19 protein-coding genes are annotated in these 23,153 nt (G+C 58.7%); 2 read left to right on the top strand and 17 right to left on the bottom strand.

The window, feature by feature from the left end:
• Positions 1 to 2 precede the first annotated feature (2 nt).
• The 11 genes from ACR2R1_RS00675 to ACR2R1_RS00625 all read right to left on the bottom strand — a co-directional run bounded on the left by ACR2R1_RS00675 (position 3) and on the right by ACR2R1_RS00625 (position 15,492).
• Positions 3 to 1,298, bottom strand: coding sequence for a lipopolysaccharide biosynthesis protein (locus tag ACR2R1_RS00675; protein ID WP_434112209.1), 1,296 nt, complete (start codon positions 1,296 to 1,298; stop codon positions 3 to 5).
• A 46-nt stretch (positions 1,299 to 1,344) separates the two neighbouring features.
• Positions 1,345 to 1,968, bottom strand: a complete 624-nt coding sequence (locus ACR2R1_RS00670; protein ID WP_434112207.1) for a hypothetical protein — start codon at positions 1,966 to 1,968, stop codon at positions 1,345 to 1,347.
• A gap of 28 nt (positions 1,969 to 1,996) precedes the next feature.
• Entirely contained in the window at positions 1,997 to 4,189 is a 2,193-nt protein-coding gene (locus ACR2R1_RS00665; RefSeq protein WP_434112204.1) for a bi-domain-containing oxidoreductase, read from the bottom strand.
• A 477-nt stretch (positions 4,190 to 4,666) separates the two neighbouring features.
• A complete protein-coding gene (locus ACR2R1_RS00660) occupies positions 4,667 to 6,334 on the bottom strand; it encodes a Gfo/Idh/MocA family protein (RefSeq protein WP_434112202.1) in 1,668 nt (555 codons plus the stop codon).
• A 100-nt stretch (positions 6,335 to 6,434) separates the two neighbouring features.
• A complete protein-coding gene (locus ACR2R1_RS00655) occupies positions 6,435 to 7,571 on the bottom strand; it encodes a glycosyltransferase family 4 protein (RefSeq protein WP_434112200.1) in 1,137 nt (378 codons plus the stop codon).
• Between the two features lie 11 nt (positions 7,572 to 7,582).
• The gene (locus ACR2R1_RS00650; protein ID WP_434112198.1) at positions 7,583 to 8,740 is read right to left on the bottom strand and encodes a glycosyltransferase family 4 protein; all 1,158 of its coding nucleotides are present in this window, start codon (positions 8,738 to 8,740) and stop codon (positions 7,583 to 7,585) included.
• Entirely contained in the window at positions 8,737 to 9,579 is an 843-nt protein-coding gene (locus ACR2R1_RS00645) for a glycosyltransferase family 2 protein (protein WP_434112196.1), read from the bottom strand. The genes ACR2R1_RS00650 and ACR2R1_RS00645 overlap by 4 nt, the downstream gene beginning before the upstream one ends.
• A gap of 14 nt (positions 9,580 to 9,593) precedes the next feature.
• Positions 9,594 to 10,613, bottom strand: coding sequence for a family 10 glycosylhydrolase (locus tag ACR2R1_RS00640; RefSeq protein WP_347258097.1), 1,020 nt, complete (start codon positions 10,611 to 10,613; stop codon positions 9,594 to 9,596).
• On the bottom strand, positions 10,610 to 11,899 hold the full coding sequence (locus ACR2R1_RS00635; protein ID WP_156879378.1) for an O-antigen ligase family protein: 1,290 nt from the start codon (positions 11,897 to 11,899) through the stop codon (positions 10,610 to 10,612). Before ACR2R1_RS00635 ends, ACR2R1_RS00640 begins: the two co-directional genes overlap by 4 nt.
• Before the next feature lie 457 nt (positions 11,900 to 12,356).
• Positions 12,357 to 13,481 carry a non-hydrolyzing UDP-N-acetylglucosamine 2-epimerase gene (gene wecB / locus ACR2R1_RS00630; RefSeq protein ID WP_434112194.1) on the bottom strand — a complete coding sequence of 375 codons (1,125 nt, stop codon included), beginning with the start codon at positions 13,479 to 13,481 and terminating at the stop codon, positions 12,357 to 12,359.
• A gap of 337 nt (positions 13,482 to 13,818) precedes the next feature.
• Positions 13,819 to 15,492, bottom strand: coding sequence for a formate--tetrahydrofolate ligase (locus ACR2R1_RS00625; RefSeq protein ID WP_434112192.1), 1,674 nt, complete (start codon positions 15,490 to 15,492; stop codon positions 13,819 to 13,821).
• A gap of 312 nt (positions 15,493 to 15,804) precedes the next feature.
• Here ACR2R1_RS00625 and ACR2R1_RS00620 point away from each other — a divergent pair, with 312 nt between their 5' ends.
• Positions 15,805 to 16,464, top strand: coding sequence for an RT0821/Lpp0805 family surface protein (locus ACR2R1_RS00620; protein ID WP_077729188.1), 660 nt, complete (start codon positions 15,805 to 15,807; stop codon positions 16,462 to 16,464).
• A gap of 259 nt (positions 16,465 to 16,723) precedes the next feature.
• On the opposite strand, the gene ACR2R1_RS00615 is transcribed toward ACR2R1_RS00620, so the two are convergent.
• The 6 genes from ACR2R1_RS00615 to tusD all read right to left on the bottom strand — a co-directional run bounded on the left by ACR2R1_RS00615 (position 16,724) and on the right by tusD (position 21,591).
• Positions 16,724 to 18,736: a cation:proton antiporter domain-containing protein gene (locus ACR2R1_RS00615; protein WP_133716807.1), complete on the bottom strand. Its 2,013-nt coding sequence runs from the start codon at positions 18,734 to 18,736 to the stop codon at positions 16,724 to 16,726.
• Positions 18,737 to 19,022: 286 nt separating this feature from the next.
• A complete protein-coding gene (locus ACR2R1_RS00610) occupies positions 19,023 to 19,925 on the bottom strand; it encodes a universal stress protein (protein WP_434114163.1) in 903 nt (300 codons plus the stop codon).
• Between the two features lie 307 nt (positions 19,926 to 20,232).
• A complete protein-coding gene (locus ACR2R1_RS00605; protein WP_434112190.1) occupies positions 20,233 to 20,562 on the bottom strand; it encodes a TusE/DsrC/DsvC family sulfur relay protein in 330 nt (109 codons plus the stop codon).
• Between the two features lie 3 nt (positions 20,563 to 20,565).
• Complete coding sequence (tusB, locus tag ACR2R1_RS00600) at positions 20,566 to 20,880, bottom strand: sulfurtransferase complex subunit TusB (RefSeq protein ID WP_434112188.1); 315 nt, start codon at positions 20,878 to 20,880, stop codon at positions 20,566 to 20,568.
• Positions 20,874 to 21,233: a sulfurtransferase complex subunit TusC gene (gene tusC, locus ACR2R1_RS00595; RefSeq protein WP_434112186.1), complete on the bottom strand. Its 360-nt coding sequence runs from the start codon at positions 21,231 to 21,233 to the stop codon at positions 20,874 to 20,876. Before tusC ends, tusB begins: the two co-directional genes overlap by 7 nt.
• A gap of 4 nt (positions 21,234 to 21,237) precedes the next feature.
• The gene (tusD, locus tag ACR2R1_RS00590; RefSeq protein WP_434112183.1) at positions 21,238 to 21,591 is read right to left on the bottom strand and encodes a sulfurtransferase complex subunit TusD; all 354 of its coding nucleotides are present in this window, start codon (positions 21,589 to 21,591) and stop codon (positions 21,238 to 21,240) included.
• 91 nt (positions 21,592 to 21,682) lie between these two features.
• Between tusD and ACR2R1_RS00585 the strand changes: the two genes are divergently transcribed.
• The gene (locus tag ACR2R1_RS00585; protein ID WP_077729193.1) at positions 21,683 to 23,137 is read left to right on the top strand and encodes a M48 family metalloprotease; all 1,455 of its coding nucleotides are present in this window, start codon (positions 21,683 to 21,685) and stop codon (positions 23,135 to 23,137) included.
• Positions 23,138 to 23,153 lie beyond the last annotated feature (16 nt).

Here is a 23,153-nt window from a genome sequence, read left to right as displayed (position 1 = left end):
TCCTATCCCTGGGAAACGATGATTCGCCGCGTCTTGTAAAAAAGGAGCGCATACATCACGGCCATGCCGATGGCATATGAGAGCACCGCCGTCGTCAAACCGATGTCGTAGTGTCCGCTCGCCGAAAAAATCGCGATCACGACTAGCGTTCTCGCCAGGTCCCAGAAAAACAGCCATCTTTCATAACGCATGATCGTGATGAGGGACGAAAGCGGCGACGCGATGATCTGGGCGACGACGAAGGGCGTCAATGCGGCGAGAACTTTACCCGCGCCGCTCCATTCTTCCTTTCCAAAAATCAGGCCCACATACCAAGGACCGGCAAGACACGCCATTGCCACCGGGATACTAAGAAGCATCAGTCGGCTCGAAGTCCGCTCGAAAAGTGCCCGAAGCGCTTTGGGATTGCTATTGGCCAGACTCCGCGCCTCACCCCAGAAACTCTGCCCGACCGCGCCGGTGAGCGTGCCAACGGGACCCGTGGCGAGACGCTGCATGAGTGCGTACCACCCCAACTCGACGGCCGAAAAATAGTGGGAAATCATAATGGCGGGCAATAGCAGCCCGCTTACATTGATGACGCCTGTACTTCCGGAAACGATCGTACGCCTCCAGATCGATCTAGCTTTCGCGAACAGTGCGAGCGCGCGGATATTAGCAAGGCTAAGCGACAGGTCATTCCGGGCGTGCCGGTACAGACCTCCGACACCGATGAAGGCGCCGAGCACGGTGGCCCCGATCAGTCCCAGCGCCCCGAGAGAATAGATACCGCCGATCAGACCGAGTACGACCACGGCCAGGCTTTGTCTCACTCGTGCCCGTGCTACCGGGGTGAGATGGGCCGCGCGAATGAACCAACCCGAAAACAGGGTGTGAAGACCGCTCCCGAATACCGCCACAGGCATGAGCCAGAGAAAAGGGTCGATAATCTGCCAGTCGACGAATGCGATCTTATGATGGAGACCGAAAAAGGAGACGCCGAAATAGGCTAAGGACATCAGCAAGAGATAGAGGATACCGATCACCTCGATATAGGCGGCCGATTTTTGTGTGTGGGCCGCGGCGACCAGCCAATCGAAGCGCATGGTGGCGATGGCCACCGCGACACCCAGTATGGCGGCAAAAAGAGCGAGAACGCCGTAATCGTGCGGCGAGTACAAGCGAGTCATGATCGGAGAGACCAGTACCGGCAAGGCCTGGGCAAAGAGGCTCGCCGAGGCGACTTTAAGAAAGTTTTTCTTGAAGCGCGAAGAGGCATCGAAACGTGCGTGCAGTTTTCGGCGCCACCCATAGAACATTTCCATTCCGTAACCGCGCAAGAAAATACTCAATCAGCGGAAATATTCATTTTTCCAAGATATAGAAGAGATGATACTTGTTGTCGCTGGCGAAAAATCGGTAAGCGATACGCCCCACCCTGGATATGGAATTTTCAATCCGCCTCCTTGAATAGAATTTCGTGCCTATTTCCCAGTAATGCTGTCCGTCGAATTTCCAATCCTGCCAAAAGCAAGGCAAAGTCAAATTGAGCGAGATCCGCGGCGTCTTCGGCAATTTCATCCGCAAACCGGCAAGCGTCACGTGAGCGTAGGGAAGGCTTAACACGACCCGATTTCTGGCAATCCCTAAAATCCCTTTGAGCGTTTCTTCGAAATGTTCGTACGGCAGATGTTCGAGAACTTGGCAACACACGACGACATCCGCACTGCCGACGGGCACGATCGAAGCGATTTCCCGCACGTCTCCGGTGAAATCGCAGCCAAGACTCGGATCGAAATCGAATCGCTTTACCCTGATGCCCCGCGCCTCCAGAACTTTCGGCACGATGTCGTCTCCGATCCCGATGTAAAGCACATCATCCGGCTTCGCGGCAACAACCTCCCTGATTTGGTGCCAGTATGAGTTCCACCGGGCGGGCGTAACGTAGCTCTCGAAGCTGTAGTGTTGCGGCGGCACTTGGCTGGGCATCGCGGATCTTCCTTGAAAGCGCGCGGAATCAGGTTAGAGCCGCAGAACTTACGCCCGGCACGACCGTGGTCGTGCCTATCGGATAACATTCGCCGGTAACGAAACCCCGTTCGGCCGCGATGCAGGCGCGCGTCACCGCCTCGATTTCGTCGAAAGCCGGTAATACGACATCGGGCCTGAGCAGGCTCGCGCAAAACAAAGCCATCTCTTCAAAGAAACCCTTCTCCTGTTTCCTGGTGCGGAAGGCATGCCGCCTTCCGCCCGAGTAGAGTTCGGTCGACGTGAAATCGTCTATGACGGCGGCTCTGCCGCCGCCGAACGCCTCGAAGCGCTCCTTGGCCAATCCGGTATCCCCCGCCGCCGCGTAGACCAGCGTTCCCACAGAGCCGTCGGCGAATTCCAAGGTCATGATGCTCTGGTCGTTGGTAATGCCGGTTTGGTGATATCCGATCGAAACGCTTCGAACCGTCGTCACCGGAGAACCGCAAACGGACTGCATCAAATCGACGAAGTGACAGCCTTCGCCGATGATGCGTCCGCCGCCGACGGTACGGTCCTGAATCCAATGGCTCGGATCGATCGCTCCGGCATTGACCCGGTAAACCATGACCAGGGGACTCGTGCGCCCGTCGAAGTGGGCTCGGACCTTTCGCGCATGCGGCGAATGTCTTCGGTTGAATCCCACCATCAGCCGCAGACCCGAATGCGCCGCGCGGACGTAGACCTCCGCGATCCCGTCGAGTTCGTTTTCGTCGAGGCACAAAGGCTTTTCGACGAAGACGTGTTTGCCGGCGCCCAGCGCCTTTACGACCATGGCCGCATGGCTGTCGTGGCGGGTCCCGATCAGAACGGCGTTGATGTCCCTATCGTCCAATATCGCTTCGTAATCGTTCGAACAGTAGGCCGCTTGAAGCTTGTCCGCCACCGCGCGGGCACCGATCCCGCTGCCGGTGCACACGGCACGGATTTCCACGCCGGGCCGGCCCCGAAGATGCGGAATCAGCATGTCTTTAACGTGGTTGCCGGCGCCGATGATGCCCAGGCGCACGCGGGATTCGCTCCTGGCCGGCCGCAGCTCGACCACCCGAGCCGGCCGGTCTCCGGCAATCGCCGGATAATCCAGCACGATGCCGAGATAGGGCTCGGTCTCTTCCATGATCAGGGTGTAAGCGTCCGTCGCACGTTCGATGGGAAAGCGATGGGTCGTCAGTCGCTTCAGGTCCAGATGCCGTTTTCGGACCAGGTCCAAGAAGGCTTCCATGTTGCGCCGCTCGGTCCAGCGGACATAGGCATAGGGATAATCCACTCCCTTCTCTTCGTAGACCCGATCGTGGCGGCCGGGGCCGTACGAGGTCGAAAGCCGGAGATCGATCTCCTTGAGATAAAACGGCTCGCGCGGAAGATTCATGCTCACCGCGCCGACCACGATCACGCGGCCGCGCTTGCGGCAGACCGCCGCGGCCGTGCGCACCGGTCCGTTGTCCTTGGCGCTCGCCGTGATGATCGAGGCGTCCACCCCCTGCCCTTTCGACAGGCTTTCCGCCGCTTCTTCGAGTTGCCCCGGCAGCACGGCCATTGCACCGGACTCTCGGGCCATTTCCAGCTTGTAGGGGTCCGGATCCGATCCGATCACCGTGCAACCGTTGGCCAACAACAGCTGAACCGTCAACTGGCCGAGCAGTCCCAAGCCGATGACCGCGACCGTTTCTCCCAACCGCGGCTCGGCCTGGCGAATGCCCTGCAAGGCGATGGCGCCCAGGGCAACATAACTCGCGTCCTGGAAATCGACCCCCTCCGGGAGTTTTACGCACAGATTCTTCGGGACGAACACGATTTCGGCATGGGACGCATAGTTCTGTCCGGCGCAGGCGACGCTATCGCCGACCCTGAAACCTTGTACCTCGTCCCCTACTTCGATCACCACCCCGGCGCAGCTGTAGCCCAATGCCACCGGAGCATCCAGGCGATTGAGAACCAGTTTAGCGGTTTCCACCAATCCTTTCTTCTTCACCTGGTCCATCACTTTCCTGGCCTGATCGGGTCGTTCCATCGCCTTGCCCATCAGGCTTCTCTGTGCGACCCGCACGCTCGCCCGCTCGGTGCCGGCACTGATCAGCGAGCACCGGCTCGCGACGATCAATCCGCCCGGCCGCACCATCGGCGCGGGTACCTCGCAAACCCTCAACAATCCCTTACGATAGTTTTGTACGAGCTGTTTCATTCCTCGGCGAACCTCCCTGTCTTTCGGAGTGAATGTTGATCGTCGAAGGGCTAAGTACATTCAGGGAAGTCTTGCGGCATAGGCAACCTGCAGGACAACCCCGCCAATCAAGCCAATCAGTCGAGATTCCGCAAATATTTGCGGAATGTACTTAGAGCATTTTCTAATCAGACGTACGGCATTACTGAATCGTCCCGTATGGCGCGCCCGAGCATCGCCGGCTGGAGTCGGAACCGCCCGAAGGGGCGCGCAAGGGATTGCGCGCGGCGACAAAGGCACCTGGACGTGCCTTTTGTCGCCCCCGGCTCCAGCCGGCGACGCGCAGGATCAGCGCGCCATCCGGGTGCCCTTTTCTTTGGTTTCTTTCTTTTGGGCAAGCAAAAGAAAGAAACTCGCCCGCGGGGCGAGACCCGCTTCAAACTCACTGGCTGCCAAAGGCAGCCTCCTTTTCGAGCGTACATCCGAGATGAAAACGCTCTAACCCACCCTACCAAATCCGGTAACGCTGACGTCCGATGTGCGAGGCCCGGCGGCCGCCGTCAGCCTGTAGGCTTCCGGCTCGGTCAGCGACAATGTGCTCATGCCGCGCCGGGCCATTTCCGACGCAGCCAGATACATCCTGCATACCTGAAACAAATCCTCCGCCGGATACGACGGCGGCATCCGATTCTCGACCGCCTTCAGATAATCCCGATACATTTCGGCATGGCCCTTGTTTCGGAACCAATAACGAAATACCTGATGTCGCGCCCCAACCTGAACCTCCAGCTTCAGAAAATCGTGGATGGTCAGAGTCATATCCCCTCGCCGTATATCGACGTACTCCTGTACCCCGCGCAAGGAATTGCCCCGGTCGGTCGAGACCAGCGTCGCCTTGGAGCCATCCCTGAACGCAATGACAATGGAAACCTCGTCTCCGGCCGGAATCCCGCTCGGCGAGGCGAGCGTTATCCCGACGGGCGGAGCGCCGATCAGGTAATAGGACAAGTCGATCCAGTGGCACAGGTTTCCGGTAATTCTCGTCCCCTGTGCCGGCCAGTAATACCAGTGGCTAGCGGGAAGACCCAGCTCCTTGACGATGCAGGTCACGGTAATCGGACCGCTCCCAAGGGACAACAGATCCCGGCACCGTTCGATGATCCGGCTGTGTCTCCGGTTGAATCCGATTTCGATGAAGGCGCCCTCCTGCCGGCGCAGATCGGAGAGCCGGCAAAGCTGCCGATAATCGGTTACCGGGGGCTTCTCCATGAATATCCTGGAACGTTCGTTGATCGCCAGGGCTCGCTCCGCCAGTTCCAGATGGGTGGAGTGATAGGTACAGATGACAACGCAGGGTTCGTCCAGATGGCGCAACCTCGCCAAGGGCCGCGTGGCGGAGGTATCCCAGTAACCAAACCCTTCCCTTGCGCCGACCACCGCCGCCGCGGCGGGATTCAGATCGACGACGGTATGCCTCCGCAGAGGTCTCAGGCTGGGCAGGACGTAAGCTTGGGCATAGGCGCCGGCGCCGATCAGGAAAAGCGCTCTTTCATTTCCCATCGTTGGCTCTTTTCGTTGGAACCGGGATTTTCGAGGGGACGGCTTGTACCGCCGCTCGATCATCGCATCGTTGCCGTTGTCAGCGGCGTGCGAATCGAGGTCTTGGAGAAGGTTTTCCAAATCGAACTCGACATGGGTCCCGGAGTAAGGCGACCAGCCGTACACCGCCTCGAACCGCTCGGGATGTTCGCTCAAATACCGGAGAACGCGGTGCAAAACCGGCCGCCATCGCTCCCGGTCGGGAATCTTGACGCACCAGCGCCGGGGAAAGGCCAATACCGACGAATAGGGATATTCCTGAGGTCCCAGACCTACGAACAGATCCGAGCCTTCCCTGATTTTTCCGTAGGCCAACACCAAGGCACGCTTTGCGTGGAGCCGCCGCTGGAATCCGGCGGCTCTCGCTTTCGACAACGCGAGCCTCGGGCCCTCGCGCAAAAGAAAGAAGATGATTTTGGACAGGCGGTTCGGATAGTCGAAGCGGTGGGCTTCCGACTGAACCGGCTTCCTGAAAGCGATGGCTTCTTCCACCTCGATCGAGACCGACGCGTAAGGGGGCTCGGGATCGGGCAGAAGGTACGACTTGTCGGCGAATTCAATTTCCATTGGCGCTGGCTATCCCTTCCAACGATAGGCTTGTGTCCGTTCGATATCCGAACCGGCGACTTCGTCCGAGATCAATAAACTACGGTTCGACAGGGTGACGTCAGGCGGTGCTAGCCGTCGACTCGCCTCCGGCGCTATCGAACACCGATACCATGTCCTTGATAAAACGCTCCTTGGTATACAGGGCCTCGTATCGCTTGCGCGCATTTCGCCCCATCTCTTCCCTGCCCGGCCGGTTGTCCATCATCCATACGATGCGTCTTGCCAAGTCTTCCGCATCGTTCGCCCTCACCTCCAGTCCGGTGACGCCCTCGATCACGGTTTCCCGAAGGCACCCGCGATCGGAGTACAAGACCGGCAACCCCGCCGCCATGGCTTCGAGGACGACCAGAGGTTGGCCTTCCTGCTGAATGCCGGCGAACACGAACAGATCGGCGGAGGCATACAGTCTCTGCTTTTCTTCTCCGGAAACCGGTCCGGAAAACGTGACGGCAGCGCTCAAGCCATGCTCCCGAACAAACGCCATGGCCTCATCCCGATCCTCGCGATTCGACCATTCGCCGGCAATGACGAATTCCGCACGATTCCCCTCGGCTCGCAGCACCTGCGGAACGGCCGCCAAAAGCGCCAATGTGCCTTTGGCTCGGTTGAGCGTACCGACATGGAGAACCCTGAATCGCGCATCCTGTCTGGGACGCTCATAGTCTTTGACATATTGACGAGGCCAATCGATGCCGTTCGACACCACCGCGACCCGCCCGGCATCCGCCAATCCATCGAATATCGGCCTCAGCGAATCGCCGAGCACGACAATGCGTTCGGTTCTCCGCAGAAAAGCGCTTACGTACGCCTTGACCGGTTTCCCCTGCGCCTCGTACCACGTCCTGAGATTGCCGCCGTGCAGATGGATCACCAGGCGGCATCCGAACGAGTAAGCGAGCCAGAAAAACAGGCTGTCCCTCAAAATGCCCAGGGTGGATTGAGATATCGGCAGATAAGCCAAGTGCGGCCGCTCGGTGAATACGATCTTGGCCAGGCTGAGCCATTCCTTTACGAACAGAACCACGTCGTAGGCATCGGGCTTGTATACATTCGCGATGCCCCGCCTATCGGCCGTATCCACCAACGATACCTCGAACGCACGGGCAAGCTCGGAGTGGAGCAGCATATCGGTCGCAACGGCCACGCCGTGATACGGCGGCGGCGTCGGTCCTATGATCAGGAGCTTCCGTTTCATTCCTTGAACCATCATCTATGTCTGATAGCGCGAGAGGCTCCAGGTTTCACCTTCGAGTGGAAAAATTCGATCATCCGCCGGGCCGAACCCTCGATGCCGATGTTTCGGACCCGCAAGAAAGCCTCGCGTCCGACTCGGCGCAGCTCCTCCTCGGGCATGGCGAGAACCTTCAATATGGTTTGGATTGAGCCGGAAATATCGAGGGGGTCGATGACAAACCCGGTTTTGCCCTCCTCGATCAGATCTTCCGTGGCAGCGGCATGGATCGACGAAATGACCGGAAGTTCAGCCGCCATACCCTCTGCGATAACGGCGCCGAACGTATCGGCGAGGCTTGGAAAAACGACGATGTCGGCGATCGCGTAATAGGTCATCAAATCCCGCCACTGAACGTGTCCGACCAGATGCAGGTTGCCCCACCCGCGCGCTGCGATATGGTTTACATACCGTTCTCTCTCCGGACCGTCTCCGACCACCAGGAGCGTCGTTTCCGGCCGCGTCTTCACGATCTCCGCGTACATGTCGAACAACTGCGGATAACCCTTGGCGTCGATGAGCCGCGCGACCGACAGCAGGACCGGCCCCGGATACCGGCTCTTGATGTCCCGAAACCCGGGATGCGCTCTGCACGCCGCCACTTCCGAATTGACGTAGTCCACATCGATCGGCATCGGTGCCAACAGAATGTCTTTTTCGTCGATTCCATAGTGCATGAAAACATGCTTCGCTTCGCTCGAAGACGCGATCGCTCCCGAGGAAAGCCCGCAGATCAACCGCCTGAGCCCATGGCGCAGTCGACTGCCGCCGGTGCCGCTCCTAAGCGCCAACTCGCCCCAGGCCAAATACGGTTTTCGATGTTTCGCGCAATACAGAAGAGCCCCCCAATTGGCGGGGGCGAATCCGCCGCTAAGAACGAGATCGGGATTCAGTCGCCTTAGCCGCTCGGTTACTCCGTAGTTCATGTGAACGGCAGTCTCACGGCCCCGGATCGGCAAATGAAATCCCGGCAAAACGTCCGCATCGAAACGGTAAGCCTCCAGAATCCAATCCCGGTTCTCCTCGGTTTCCGCCATGAGCAAGACCGATAAACGGTCTACTTGCCGGGATATCGCCTCGAATAACGGAATCCGATACGGCGTCAGTATATTCGTTACGATGGCCAGGTTCATACCTGCTCCATACTGCCCCGGACAAAATTCATGACCTGCCATTTAATAACCGCATACCAGGGAATAAAATCATAAATCCTCGCCCATTTCGGCAGCGGTAAAATAGTTCTGGCTCGGCGCCGGATAATCCGTAAATTATGCAGATAACTTATTGAACTCTTGGTTTTGAAGAAACTCGAGGGATTTCGATAATAAATGACCGCCGGCAGCGGGAGTAATACCACTCCGCCATGGCGCATCGCACGAATGAAAAGATCGTAGTCTATGCACATCTCCAGGCTTTCGTCATACCCTTTGACGCGTCGCCATATCGATCTCGGATATATCGCCGTGGAATGAACCAATGGGTTACTGCGATAGAGTCTGGCTACCGTAATTGAAACCGGCCGTTCTCCCGCGGCGGCCGCGGGCTGGCTCGATATTTCGGGGATGGTCGCCGGAAAATGATCGGCCGGTATATATCGGGTAGCCGCGATCGCCACGTCCGGATTATCGAGCAGAAATCCGACCACGTAAGACAGACGCCAAGAAACGCTCAAATCGTCGGCGTCATTAATCGCGATATAGTCCCCGGATGCCCTTCGAATCGCTTCGTTAAGCGCTCGCGACCGGCCCATGCGTTCGCACCTGATATAGTGGAAACGCGGATCCTTTATCGCTTTGCAAATATTTTCCGTCGCGTCGGATGATCCGTCATCCAGAAAAACCACTTCGAAGTTCGCATAATCCTGAGCCAGGGCGGCGGATATCGAGGATTCGATATACCGATCGGCATTGAATGCCGTCATGACGATCGATACCTTTGGCGGTTCGGGTCTATTTTCCAATGATGAGCTCATACATTCCCTAATCATCAAACCCTGGCCCGCCTCCAAGACGGCTTCGCCTTGGCTCGAAAAACCCCTTTTCGCAGAGTCTCGATCTGCCGCTCGCTCAGCTGTCCGTAAAGATAAACAGCGACGCCATTCCCCTTCGATAAGGCTCGCGCTTTAGAGATAAGCTCGGACAGCCGATCGGGACGGCGATCGACCACCTTGTTCCCCGGACCGACACGGTCGAAATTTCCGACCATGACGACCATCGCCTCGGGACGCTTCATTTTGGATTGAATGGTTTTGATGATGCCGAAATCCGGATTGGCGTGATATTGCATGGAATAAACGACATCCACGATTCCTTCGTCGGCCCATTTCGGAGCGTTTTGACCGAAGGTTTTTATATCGTCCTTCCATGGGGCGGCATCGACACTGACCACCAAATTCGGTTTCAAACGTTTTCCTTCCTTATATATTCTCCCTATAACCCCTGATATCGCGCGCTCCGCTTCGTCGGCCCGCTTGCCCTGCGGTACCGAAAAGCGAACATAATCGAGATTCACGCCGTCGACGGGATATTTCGCGATCACTTCCAACACGATCTCGGTAATTCGATCCCGAAACGCGGGCTTATACCAGTCGAACGATTTCGCGCCCTTTACCGCCAATTCCGGGAATAAATCGTCCCGGTTCCGGAGCCCCATCGAGAACCAGGGATGAACCTCCAAATCATGTTTCCTCGCGGTATCCAGCAAGATGCGCACCGGGTCGAACTGTTCGCCTTGGCCTTTGATATAACCCCGCAGCCGCTCGTCTCGGGGTGCCAGACGGCTAGGCCATGTGGTTCCCCGGCCGTCCCAGATACACGGCACCAGCACATTGAAGCCGGCTTCTTTCACCCGGCGGCATATCTTTTCCGCGTTCGAATGCCCCAGCCAATGCAATCCCTCGTCGAGAATCGCCCGGCTTTCGTTCATCTCTTCGGCGGAGCCGCCGGACAGCGGATAAACGCAGAAAGACGCGGTTGCCGCCAAAAATTGCCGACGATTCAACCTCATCGGGCACCTCCATGTTTCTCGGACAATTCGTTCGCTTTTTCGGCCATGGCGACCAAAGAAAACACGAATATCGCGAATTGCGTCACGTAATCGAAACCGTTATCCGTGGCGATGAAAATCACATAAGTCGTCAAGCCTCCGACACCGGCAAGCGCATATTTCCTGGTTTGAGAATCGTCACGAAACCGCAAGATACGAAACAATCGCCATAAATAGCCAAGGATGACCAATATGAATAAGGTCAGACCCACGACACCGATTTCGCTCAGCATCCTCACGTATTCCGAGTGAATGACACCCAATCCGCCCGCTGAGCGTTCGTAAAAGAAATCCTGGGTCGCCCCGATCCCGGAGCCCAGCAAGGGATGGGGTTCGAAAAATCGATTCAGCACCATTTCCCAGGCGTCGAAACGGCCGGAGCCATGAATTCTTCCCACGGCATCCTCAGGATTCGCGATTACCGTATCGAAACTCATTTGCTCGCCGCCGATAAACATCCTGCTTCGGAATTTCGGGCTGAGCAAAAACAAGGCCGGGAAACTCACGATGCTGAATACGGGAAGAATAATTCTGCCGATACCTCGGCGGCCCAGGAACAGAATCACCGAAAATCCGATGAATATCGCGGCTATCGTGATACGGGTAAACGCGGCCATCACCACGATCGAGAATCCGATAATCATTAGTCCTCTGGATAAGGTTTTATCGGCAACGGCAAACCCGGCCATGGCAAGCATGCTCACGGCGACGATATGGGCAGAAAACGTGGCCGGGCTGGTATGAGGAAGCGTAAGTCTCGGATCGGAACTCAGACCGAAGAGCCGCGCCATCAAGGCCAACACCACCATGACGATGCCGCTCGCCAGGATGATTCGCTCCGTCTGCAGAAGCTGGCGCGTTGAGGACACGGCGGTCATGACGAGCATCACGAACAGAAGCGGCGCGCTCAATTTGGCGATCATCCTGAGACCGAACGACAAGCTCGGCGCCCACAAGATCGACGTCAGGCAGAACGCGAGAAACAGCAAGTGAAGCTTGTAGCGGGACAGGTATTTGAGCGTCTTCGACAGGCGGGGAACCAAAACCAGGCAAACGGCAACCCATAGCCCGAACAACCGCACGGCTGCGAGACTCATGTGCCCCATAGGCGTCGAGCTGATCTCATCGCTCCCGGGCGTCAACGGAATCGGCCCCGTCAGCAACGCATAATTGAGCAGGAATACCGGGGACCAAAGAGCCAGCAGGCCATACAGGCCCACGGCGACGAGAAGCAATACGAAAAACATAAGGGATTACGTCGGCATACTGTGGAATCATTCCAATAAACCACTGAGCTACCTTGCAATTCGGCTTCGGACTATGCGAGCCGCGGCCGAAACGTACTGCCGAAAAATGACGCCGGTCGGCCTCGGATCAACCCGAGTGGCAATCCTACCGGTTCGGGGCGCATACCACGACCTCAGACTGCGTCTTGAGGCCGGGACTAGAGCGTTTTTCACCGCCGCTTAGCGGCGAGGATTAGGAAAATCGTTGGTCGGCAATCCCTTGCCGACACACAGGATCGGCCAGGGACTTTGTCGGAAGGGTCGCGACTAAAACAACCGTTTGCGATTGGGAAAGGATTGCCGACCTACAGCACCTCGGAGCGTGATGCCAAACCGGAAAATACTCTAGAAAAAATCCGGCTTTCGCCTTCGCATAAGCTCCGTTTACTTCGCTTCGCGCCTCCTGCGATGAACTTGTTCAGTCGGCACGCATAGCGTCCGAAAGAACGGATAGAATTCGGGCCGATGCTTTACCGTCCCATAACTCCGGCTTTTTCCTTGCCGCACCCGATCCACTCAGCACTTTTCGAGCTTCCGCCACGATACGCGCAGGATCGGAACCCACGATCACGTTCGTACCCTCTTCCACCGTAATCGGGCGTTCCGTGTTGTCGCGCAGGGTAATGCAAGGGACGCCGAGCGCCGTGGTCTCTTCCTGAATGCCGCCGCTGTCCGTCAACACCATCCTGGCGTCTTTGAACAGGTTCAAGAATTCCATGTAGGACAGAGGTTTCGTGGTGACGATGGAATCGGGAATCGTCAGGCCGAATTTCTGGATGTTCGCCTGAGTGCGGGGGTGTATGGGAAATATCAGCGGCAATGCGGTGCTCACCTCCGTCAATACCTCGACGATGCCGGCTAGCGTTTCCGGACTATCCACGTTGGAAGGCCGATGCAGCGTGACTACGCCATAGGACGGATTCCGCTGCTTGAAGATCGTCGTCTCGAATGCCGTCGGCGCGAGGTGTTTCAGCTTCTCCACCTGATGAAACAGATTGTCGATCATCACGTGGCCCACGAAGAAGATGCTGTCCTTCCGTTTGCCTTCAGCCAACAAATGGCTTACGCCGCTTTTTTCGGTCACGAAGAAATAGTCGGATATCGAATCGGTCACGATGCGGTTGACCTCCTCCGGCATCGTGATGTCTCCGCTCCGAAGTCCAGCCTCCACGTGAGCCACCTTGATCCCGAGCTTCTTCGCCACGATCGAGCAGGCCAGCGTCGAATTCACGTCGCCCACCACCATCACCAAATCGGGCCGGTCCTTCATGCAGATCTCCTCGAAACGGACCATCACTTTCGCCGTCTGCTCGGCATGGGAACCGCTGCCCACCTCCAGGTGATAATCCGGCGACGGTATCTCCAATTCTTCGAAGAACACGTCGCTCATTTCCTTGTCGTAGTGCTGCCCGGTATGGACCAGCTTGTATTCGAACGGATACGAGCCGCGCCGAAGCTCCCGGATGATCGGGGCGATCTTCATGAAATTGGGCCGCGCACCGGCGACGATAAACATCTTGTAGGTCTGGGCGATTGTATTCAAAGCATGGTCTCTCTTCGGTTTTTCGTGTTAGCACTGCACCAAACGGCCATTCGCATTACAACGATTCCGCGCCACACGCTTCGAGAATTGAACAATCGCCGAGCGATGTAACGAGTTTATGCGTGGACGTACTAAGAAGTTTATACGTAAGAGCGCTTAAATCGCCCCCAAGCCTTGTACCGAACAAACTTCCCCTCATTTCTGGTGGCGGTAGCCGCAGGCCGACAAAACCCTTTGCCGGCAATTCTGTCGGGAAGGGATTCCCGACCTACAACTGACTTAGTGTCGTAGGCCGGCAATCCTTTGTCGACGCTTCCGCCGGCGCTTCTTTGAACGTTTAGAACAAGCCCGTAATCCGGCCGTTGTCGTCCACGTCTATGGCCTCGGCCGCCGGCATTTTGGGCAGTCCCGGCATGGTCATCATGCTGCCGCAGACGGCCACCACGAACTCGGCGCCGTGGGAGGGCCGCACTTCGCGGATGGAGAGCACGTGGCCGGACGGCGCTCCCTTGAGATTCGGATCGTTCGAAAACGAGTACTGCGTCTTGGCGATGCACACCGGGAAATGGCTGTATTCCTCGCTCAAGCGCTCGAGCTGCTGACGGGCCTTGCTGTCCGCGGTGATATCCGCCGCCCCGTACAGCCGGGTGGCGATCGTCTTGATCTTGTCCCAAAGCGGCGCTTGCTCTTCATAAAGGAAACTGAAATTCGACTGGCCGGCATCGACCATCCGGACGACTTCCCGAGCCAGGTCTTCCGCGCCCTTTCCGCCCTCGGCCCAGTGCCGGCAGACGATGACCTTGGCCCCCATCTCCTCGACCTTGCGCTTGAGCAGCGCGATTTCGGCGTCGGTGTCCGAGGTGAAATGATTGATGGCGACGACGCAGGGCAAGCCGAACCGCTGCTGCACGTTGCCGAGGTGCCGTGCGAGGTTCACGAACCCGGCTTCGAGGGCTTCCAGGTTCTCCTGTTGCAGTTCCTTGACCGGCACGCCGCCATGCGACTTGAGCGCCCGCACGGTCGCGACCAGCACCACGCCGTCAGGCTTGAGGCCGGCCTTGCGGCACTTGATGTCGATGAATTTCTCCGCCCCGAGATCGGCGCCGAAGCCTGCTTCGGTCACCACGTAATCGGCCAGCTTCAAGGCTGTCTTGGTCGCGACCACCGAGTTGCAGCCGTGAGCGATATTGGCGAAAGGACCGCCGTGGACGAATACCGGATTGTTTTCCAGAGTCTGGACCAGATTCGGCCGCAGAGCGTCCTTCAGCAGCGCGGCCATGGCGCCGTGCGCCTTGAGATCGCGGGCGAAAACCGGCTTATTGTCGAAACGGGTATAACCCACCAGGATGTTTCCGAGGCGCTCTTTCAGTTCTTTCAAGGAGCTCGACAGGCACAGGATGGCCATCACTTCTGAGGCGGCGATGATGTCGAAGCCGTCTTCGCGCGCAAAGCCATTGGCCGTTCCGCCCAGGCCGATGACGATGTCGCGCAGTGCGCGGTCGTTCATGTCGATGACACGCTTCCAGGCGATCTGGCGCGGATCGAGGTTCAACCGGTTGTCGTGGTGGATATGGTTGTCGATCATCGCCGACAGCAGGTTGTGGGCGACGCCGATGGCGTGGAAATCTCCCGTGAAATGGAGATTGATGTCCTCCATCGGCACGACCTGAGCGTAGCCGCCGCCGGCTGCGCCGCCCTTGACGCCGAAACACGGCCCCAGAGCGGGCTCCCTGAGACAGATCATGGTTTTCTTGCCCAACCGGTTCAGCGCGTCACCCAAACCCACGGTCGTGGTGGTCTTGCCCTCCCCCGCCGGCGTCGGGCTGATGGCGGTGACCAGAATCAGCTTGCCGTTGGGCCTGTTCTTGAGACCGTCGATATAGTCCAGGGATAGCTTGGCCTTGTAGTGGCCGTACGGGTCGAGATGTTCTGGCGCTATACCCAGCCTGTCTTTGGCCAGATCGATGATCGGCAGCATCTTGGCTTTTTGAGCGATTTCGATGTCGGACATGAATGCACCTTTTTATCTATCTCGGTCGTGGATATGGAAGTCGGGATCAAAAGGGCAGCGAGCACAAGGCGTCAAACGCCGTAACCGAACCCTCGAAGTTGGCAGATATTAACAAGTTGCCGGAAGCAACGCAGCAAGCCGGCCGAGTTCTTGGCTACACTATCGCATTGGGCTTTGTCGCGAGCCGACGACGCGTTCGGCTTGCATGCTCTCCATACGTCAGCCGGAATGAGCGTCCTTCAGGGATGGCTTGCGAATTGCTTTACGGCCGAGCGGATAACAACAATCACTTTTCGACAATAAGAGGCAACCATGTCGGCGACGAAAACGTCACCCGTATTCGATCGGTTCAACCCATTCGTTCTTCTCGGCGGAATCTTTTTGGCGCTTAGCCTGAGTTTTCCTCAGGACGCGTACAGCGATCCCCCCGACTGGGCGCCGGCCCACGGCTACCGGAGCAAACACAAGGACAGACATCGCGATGACTACGACGACCGTTACGAACACCGCGAAACCCGTCATTACCATGACCACGATCACGACTACGGCGTAAGATCGGGCCGCTGCGACCGCACCATGGTCGGCAAGGTGCTGGGCGGCGTTGCGGGAGGTGCGCTAGGCGGCGTCATCGGCTCCAAGGTCGGAAACGGCGACACTGCTTCGACGGTCATTGGCGCCGTCGCCGGCACGGTGATCGGCGCGATCATCGGAGACCAGATCGCTCGCCGCATGGACGCGAGCGACATGTTCTGCACCGGACGGGCGCTCGATTTCGCCGACGACCGCCGCAGCGTCCATTGGATGAACCCGGACAACCAGGTGGACTACCTGGTCACGCCCTTGCGGACCTTCAACGACAACGGAGAGCGCTGCCGCGAATTCTCCACCCGCATGACCTACGGCAAGCAGCGCGACTCGGTCAACAATATCGCGTGCCGCCAGCCGGACGGGAGCTGGGTGATTCGGAATTGAGCAGGGGCAAGGCCCGCAATGCCCGTACGGAATCGATCGGAAGGCATCCATCCTTCTTACGGGCTGGCCTTTCGGCGGGTTACGCTTCGCTAACCCGCCCTACGAGTTCTTAACACTCATCAGCTCGCAGGTTGAACATCGCAAGCGAGAATCGGGCCGCGCAGTAAATTCTTTCACATCCGTCCGGTTCGTAGGGCGAAACAGCGCAACCTATTCCGCCTTACGGGTACCGCCGGTACACGGCGGTACCCTATCGCCTTCACGCCGCGTCAGACTCCGTCGGCTGCGGGGCCAGCAAACGCTCCACGACCTCCAACTGTTCCGGATTTCCGAGCAGGCCGATGCGGTCGCCCGGAAGGAATACGGTCTGGGTAGACGGGTTGACCATCAGCTCGTTCTTGCGCTTGATCGCCACCAGGGTGGCGCCGGTCCGGGTACGGAGGGCGGCCTCGCCCAGCATCTTCCCGGCCAGCGGACTTTCCTCGGGTACTTTTCGCCAGGCGATGTCGATCAATTCGGAAGCATCGAGCAGGTCCCTGAGTAAGGCGTGCTCGCCCTGCGACTTGACCAGGGCCTCGTAGTTTTCGCGGCGCACGGTATCCGCGTAGCGCCGCACGTCGTGCAGGGGAAAACCCAGTTGCAGCAGCGTGTGCCGCAGCACCTGCAGGCCGCCTTCCAACTCCGGATGGATCACCAGCTGTGCGCCCAATTCCGAGAGTCGCTTGACCCCGGCTCGGGTGGCGGCGCGGGCGATGATCGGGAGATCCGGGGCAATGTCCCGGGCAGCCGCGACGGTCAATTCGGTGGCCGCTTCCTCGGGCAAAGTCACCACCAGCAGACGGGCCCGGTGCAGCGCCGCATGGGTCAGGATGTCGGAGTTGGCCGTATCGCCCAGGAGCGTGGGGACGCCTCGTTTGGCCAATTTTTCGATCCGGCTGATACGGAAATCGATGACCAGATAGGGAATGCCCAGCTCCCCCATCACGTCGACGATATGCGAACCTACCCGTCCGTAGCCGACCACCACCACGTGGTCGGCGACCGACTCCTCCACCGGCGTCTGCGTCGAGCCGTGGCGGTCCAGCCATCGCCATAACGGCTGGACCCCTCTTAAGCTCCGTTGCAGCGGATGAACGCTGTGCAGCATGAACGGGTTCACGACGATGGACAGAAGAGCGGCCGCCAATATCAGCGCGTGTTGGCCCTTATCCAGTATGCCGAGACTCAAGCCGGTCTGATCCAGGATGAAGGAGAACTCGCCGATTTGGCAGGAGCCGGCCGCAACCACCAGCGCGGTGCTGGCCGGACGCGGGAACGGCAACACCCAAAGCCCCGAGACGATGAACTTTCCGATGACCACCAGAGCGGTAAGAATCAGGACCGGTTCGAGGTGCTCCACCAGAAAGCCGGGATCGAGCATCATGCCGACGGACACGAAGAACAAGACGGAAAAGGCTTCGCGGAACGGCAGCAGATCGGATGCGATGCGGTGACTGAGCGGCGACTCGCTCACCACCGCTCCCGCGACAAAAGCGCCCAGCGCCAACGAAACGCCGAACAATTGCGATGCACCCAGAGCGATTCCCAAAGAAATGGCCAGGATAGCCAGAATGAACAGCTCGCGGGAGCGGGTATGGGCCACCCGCAGCAGCAGCCAGGGAATGAAGCGTTTGCCCGCAAACAGCATGAACACGAGAAAGCCCAAAGCCGACAGCAGCGCGAGGCCGAGAGTGCGCCATTCCATGGGCTTGCCGGTGTCGGCCAGGTTGGGCAGGATCATGATCATGAGAACGGTGGCGATGTCTTCCATGACGCGCCAGCCGACCGCGACTTGCCCGTCCGGGGTGTTCAGCCAGCCGCGGTCCATGAAGCCGCGCAGCATGACGATGGTGCTGGCGATGGACAGCACCAGTCCCAGCACCAGTCCGGACTTGGGCGTCCAGCCCCAGTATTGGCTCAGGCCATAACCCAGGGCCGCCATGGTCAGCATCTGTCCCAACGTCCCGACGATGGCGATATCTCGCACTTTCCACAGATCGGCAAAGGAAAAATGCAGCCCCACGCCGAACATCAGGAAAATGATGCCCAGCTCGGCCAACTGGTTGATGGTTTCGGCATCGGCCAGATAACCCGGCGTGAACGGGCCGATGACCACGCCCGCGAGCAAATAACCGACAATGGACGGCAGGCCGATGCGTTGAACGATCAGCCCTCCTAGAAAGGCAACGCTCAGCGTAACGGCGATATTTTCGAGCAAACCCAGGTTATGCATGAGATATGTGGAGTATGGTGCAGGCAGGTAGCCAAGAAGTTTATCAGGGTGCGTCGATCAGCGCCGATTTCCCGCGCCTTGAATCGCCGACACTCATAAAGAGCTCAGGCACGATCGACACCGGTGGACAGCAAACTGTACGGCAACGGCTTGCAACGCTGCTCAAAAGGGCTCCCCATGCCTTCAGGCGTTCTTGAGTCAGGCTTGATTTGGAAAGGAAACAACCGCACCGCCGCGGTTGAACCGACTCCCGGATGATGCGGCGGCCCTATCGGTCGGTCATGCGTTATGCGGCGGGCGAGCCGGTAGCCGTGGAACCCTCGTGCACGATCAGCACGTCGCACTTCGAATCGGAAAGGATGCGACGCGTCACGCTGCCCAGGAGCATTTCCTCGACGACGTTTTTGCCGTGTTTGCCCATGACGATCAGGTCCGCCCCGAACGATTCCTCCTTGGCGAGAATCAGGCGAGCGGCATCCTCGAGCTCCACGAATCGGAAGAGCCGACGCGAACCCTCGGCCACCTCATCGATCAGGCTGCTGATGCGGCTCATTGCCTCCTGCTGAGCCTGACCGCGGAATCTCTCTATCTCGTCGTCCAGCACGCCGCCCTGCCGAAGCATCCCCTCGAAAGGAACGGCGGAAGCATGGACAACCATGATGTCGGCATTTGGAGCGACCCGCATCGCCGTATTCAGCGCGGCGATGGAGTGGGGGGAGAAATCCACCGGAACCAGTGCACGCCGATAGCTTGCCTCCGGCGGGCGCTTGACGACGAGAACCGGCCGCGTGCACATACGCAACAAACGGTCCGCGGTCGTACCCAGAAACATTTCGCGCCAACGGTTAGAGCCGTGCGCTCCCAATACCAGCAAGTCCGCCTGTTCGGCGGCCGATAGAATCTCGTCCAGCACCGCTCCGATGGCGATTCGGGAAACCGCGGCCATCCGGGTATCCTCCGCGATCCGCGATCCCAGGGCATCCAGCATGCGTTGCGCGTCATCGATCAGCTTCGTCTCGGCGTCGCCGTGCGATGGAATCAATTCGCGCACGGCCTTCAGGGACGTTTCACTCAAGACATGCAGCAGCTCCAATCGCCCCTGTTGTTCCGCGGCTAGGAAGGCCGCCCGGTAGACGGCGTTAGTGGCATCATCCGAGAAATCGGTTGCTGCCAATATAGTTCTGAACATATCCACGCAGCTCTCCTCTTTGGGTATGCATGGGGATTCCATTCCCGTTTTGGCGGCAGGCAGCGGCGGTGCCTGCTTCTGAATCTGCAGCGTCCTCGGTCCACGCCGGCCCTCCGAATGGAGCCGTTCGGTCGCCTGCCTGGCGCCGTTGCCGAGAAAAACCGTAGAACGAACCCATACGTCCAGTGTCATCGGCCGCAAGGGAAAAGTTAGGATAAAAACATGCCGAGCTTACACGCACCTTACGGAGCGATTGGCTCGCAGCCTGTTTTCCCCGTGGAATGGCGCGGTGTTGTGAAACCGACGACTAGATACACCCCGGCGGCTTGGGCAGTCCCGCGATCAAACAGGCGTACTTCAACGGGCTTTCCGGAAACAGCCGGTGCAGATAGCGGGAAGTGCCTTTTTCTTCCCCGAATTCCTTCCGCACCGCCTTGACGAACATGCGGGTGTTGGGGAGATGGTGGAATCTGAGATAGTAGCTGCGGATGAAGCGCACGATCTCCCAATGCGCTTCGGTCAATGCTATGGGTATGCTCGCTGCCAGAGCGGCGGCGACATGCTCGTCCCAGGCGTTCGCATCGGTCAGAAATCCGCTTTCGGTCGTTTCCAGAATCTTGCCGTTCACTTCGATCATGGCTCAAAACCACGACTGGACAAGCCGGTAATCGGCGGTCAAATCGACGAATCCACCGTAGTCGACGATTCGAATCGTCTCGGCGACCTCGGAAGTTTCCACGCCGCGCGCGTCGAGATCCGGCCCCAAGGCATAAAACCTGACGCGCCCCATAGCCGACTTCAGGACGGCTTCGGAATCCGCGCCTTTCACCGCGGCGTAAACCCCGTTTTCGATCAGCAGAACCGCATCGCCCTCGCCCGCCCGGACGAGACAATCTTCCAGGGCGCGGCTTTCCTGGGGCGAACGGCTAACTATATGCAGGACTGCCATCAGCATGAGATTACGATGTCATGTTCCGCCGTCAATCCGGCGATTTCCGTCCTGTCCACGACGCGCACGGGGATGACGAGATCCTCGGTCGTCAAATGCCTTCCCCGCAAAGACTCCCGCTCGACAAAAACATCCTCCACATCGTACAAAGCCAAAGCTTCGAACAAGGGAGCGACGGGTTTCAGCCCGTTCGGTTCGAACCTCTGACCCCGTTTGAGCAGGAACACGCCATCGTCCAGCATCAGGAGCCGTACGGCCTGATCGAAAGCGGCGGCGGTCATGGCCATGTCCAGCGATTCCCGGACTCTTGCGCCGTCCCGAGGGGCACTGCGCATCACAAACAAGAATTTTTTTTGCACCGATTCAACCACCAAAAACCAATACCCGGTCGGCCTTCAGACAGGCGTCCACCCATTGTCCCAAGCCGCCGATCCGAAAACCGTCCGCCCCGGTTGCCGGCATGCCGCGCCGCTGCGCGGCCGAAACGCACAGCACCAGGTCGATCCCGTGCTTATCGGCGAGATCGGGCCAGGGCGGAACCGAATCTTTGTCCTCCGCCGATAAACCGGATCGCAGCGCGTTATAAACCCCGTCATGGTAAAAGAACACGCACACGATTTCGTGATCTTTATCCAACGCGGCTTTGATAAACTGATAGGCAGTGCGCGCCGATTGAGCGGAACAAGGCCCGGCATTGACCTGAATGGCGTATTTCATCGCGGCGACACCCTTTCGAAAAAACGGTTCATCGAGTAACCGTACACCGTGGACTCATTCACACCCGCGCCGCACACGGCGCTGAAACACCATGAAATTCGACAAACTGCTTGCATCGCTGTTGATTCTCAGCTACGGCTCATTGGCGCTGCAACCCGCCCATGCGCAACTCAACCTGGAGTTGCCCGAAATCGGCGACCCGACCGGAACCCTCATGACGCCGCAGCAGGAGAAGGAACTCGGCGCAGCCTTCTACCGCAAGTTGCACGCCCAGCTCGAAGTCAGCCAAGATCCGGAAGTCAACGATTACATCCAGTCCATAGGGCAGAAACTGGCCGGGTCCAGCGACAACCCCGCGCAAGCGTTTCATTTCTTCGTGGTCAGCGATCCCACGGTCAACGCATTCGCGGGGCCGGGCGGATACATCGGCGTCAACTCCGGACTGATCCTGACCTCGGAAGCCGAGAGCGAACTCGCTTCGGTACTGGCCCACGAAATCGCGCACGTCACGCAGCGGCATCTTTATCAAACATTCCAGGCCGCCGGCCGCCTGGCGCTGCCCACCGCCGCGGCCATGCTGGCCGCCGTTCTGCTGGGCGCGAAATCCGCGCAACTGGGCCAAGCCGCCTTGATGGCCGCGCAAGCCGCCAATATCCAGTATCAAATCAATTTTACCCGCGACAACGAGGCCGAAGCCGATCGCGTCGGCATGCAGATTTTATCGAAGTCGGACTTCGACCCGCGCGCCATGCCGACGTTCTTCGAAAGAATGCAGCAATCCACCCGCTTCGTCGGCCGAGAATTGCCGGAGTTCCTGCTGACCCACCCGGTGACCGTGTCCCGTATCTCGGATACGCGGGGACGCGCGGAACAGTTTCCGTATCGGCAATATCCGGATTCTTTCGCCTATCAGCTCGTCCGCGCCAAGCTGCGGGTGCAGACCGCCGCCCGCCCGCAGGACGCGCTGAATTATTTCAAGGCGGTCAGCGGCCAGGGCACCAAGCTGCAACAGGATGTTTCCGCCTACGGTTTAGCCTTGGCACTGATCGCCAACGCGCGTGCGGGGGAAGCCAAACCGATCCTGCAGCGGCTGATGGAGATTTATCCCGATCAGTCCCATTTCGCCAATGCGCTGGCCAGCGCCGAACGGGAGACCAAGAATTACCCGCGCGCGATCCAGCTTTACGAATCGGCCCTGCAACGCTTTCCGGAAAACCGGGCGCTGACGCTCAACTATGTCCGCACGCTGCTCACCACCGGCAAAGCGGAACAGGCGCGCAAGCTGCTGCAGAACTACGCCCGCCGCCATCCGCCTACTCCGGAAGTCTACAACCTGCTGGCGCAAGCCTATAGCCAGCTCGGGAACGATGCCGAATCGCACCGCTATGTCGCCGAATCCTATTACGCCTCGGGCCAGAACCGCGCCGCCATACTGCAACTTCGGCTAGCCAGAAAAACGGCCGGCGACAATTTTTATCTGAATTCCGTCATCGACGAGCGCTTGAAGCAGCTGCTCGCCGAAGAGGAAGAGCGCAGAAAGCAGTGAGGCATAGAAACCGCGG

This window comes from Methylocaldum sp. GT1TLB (assembly GCF_051027445.1).
Classification (GTDB): Bacteria; Pseudomonadota; Gammaproteobacteria; order Methylococcales; family Methylococcaceae; genus Methylocaldum.
This window is presented reverse-complemented; position numbering and strand designations above follow the sequence as displayed.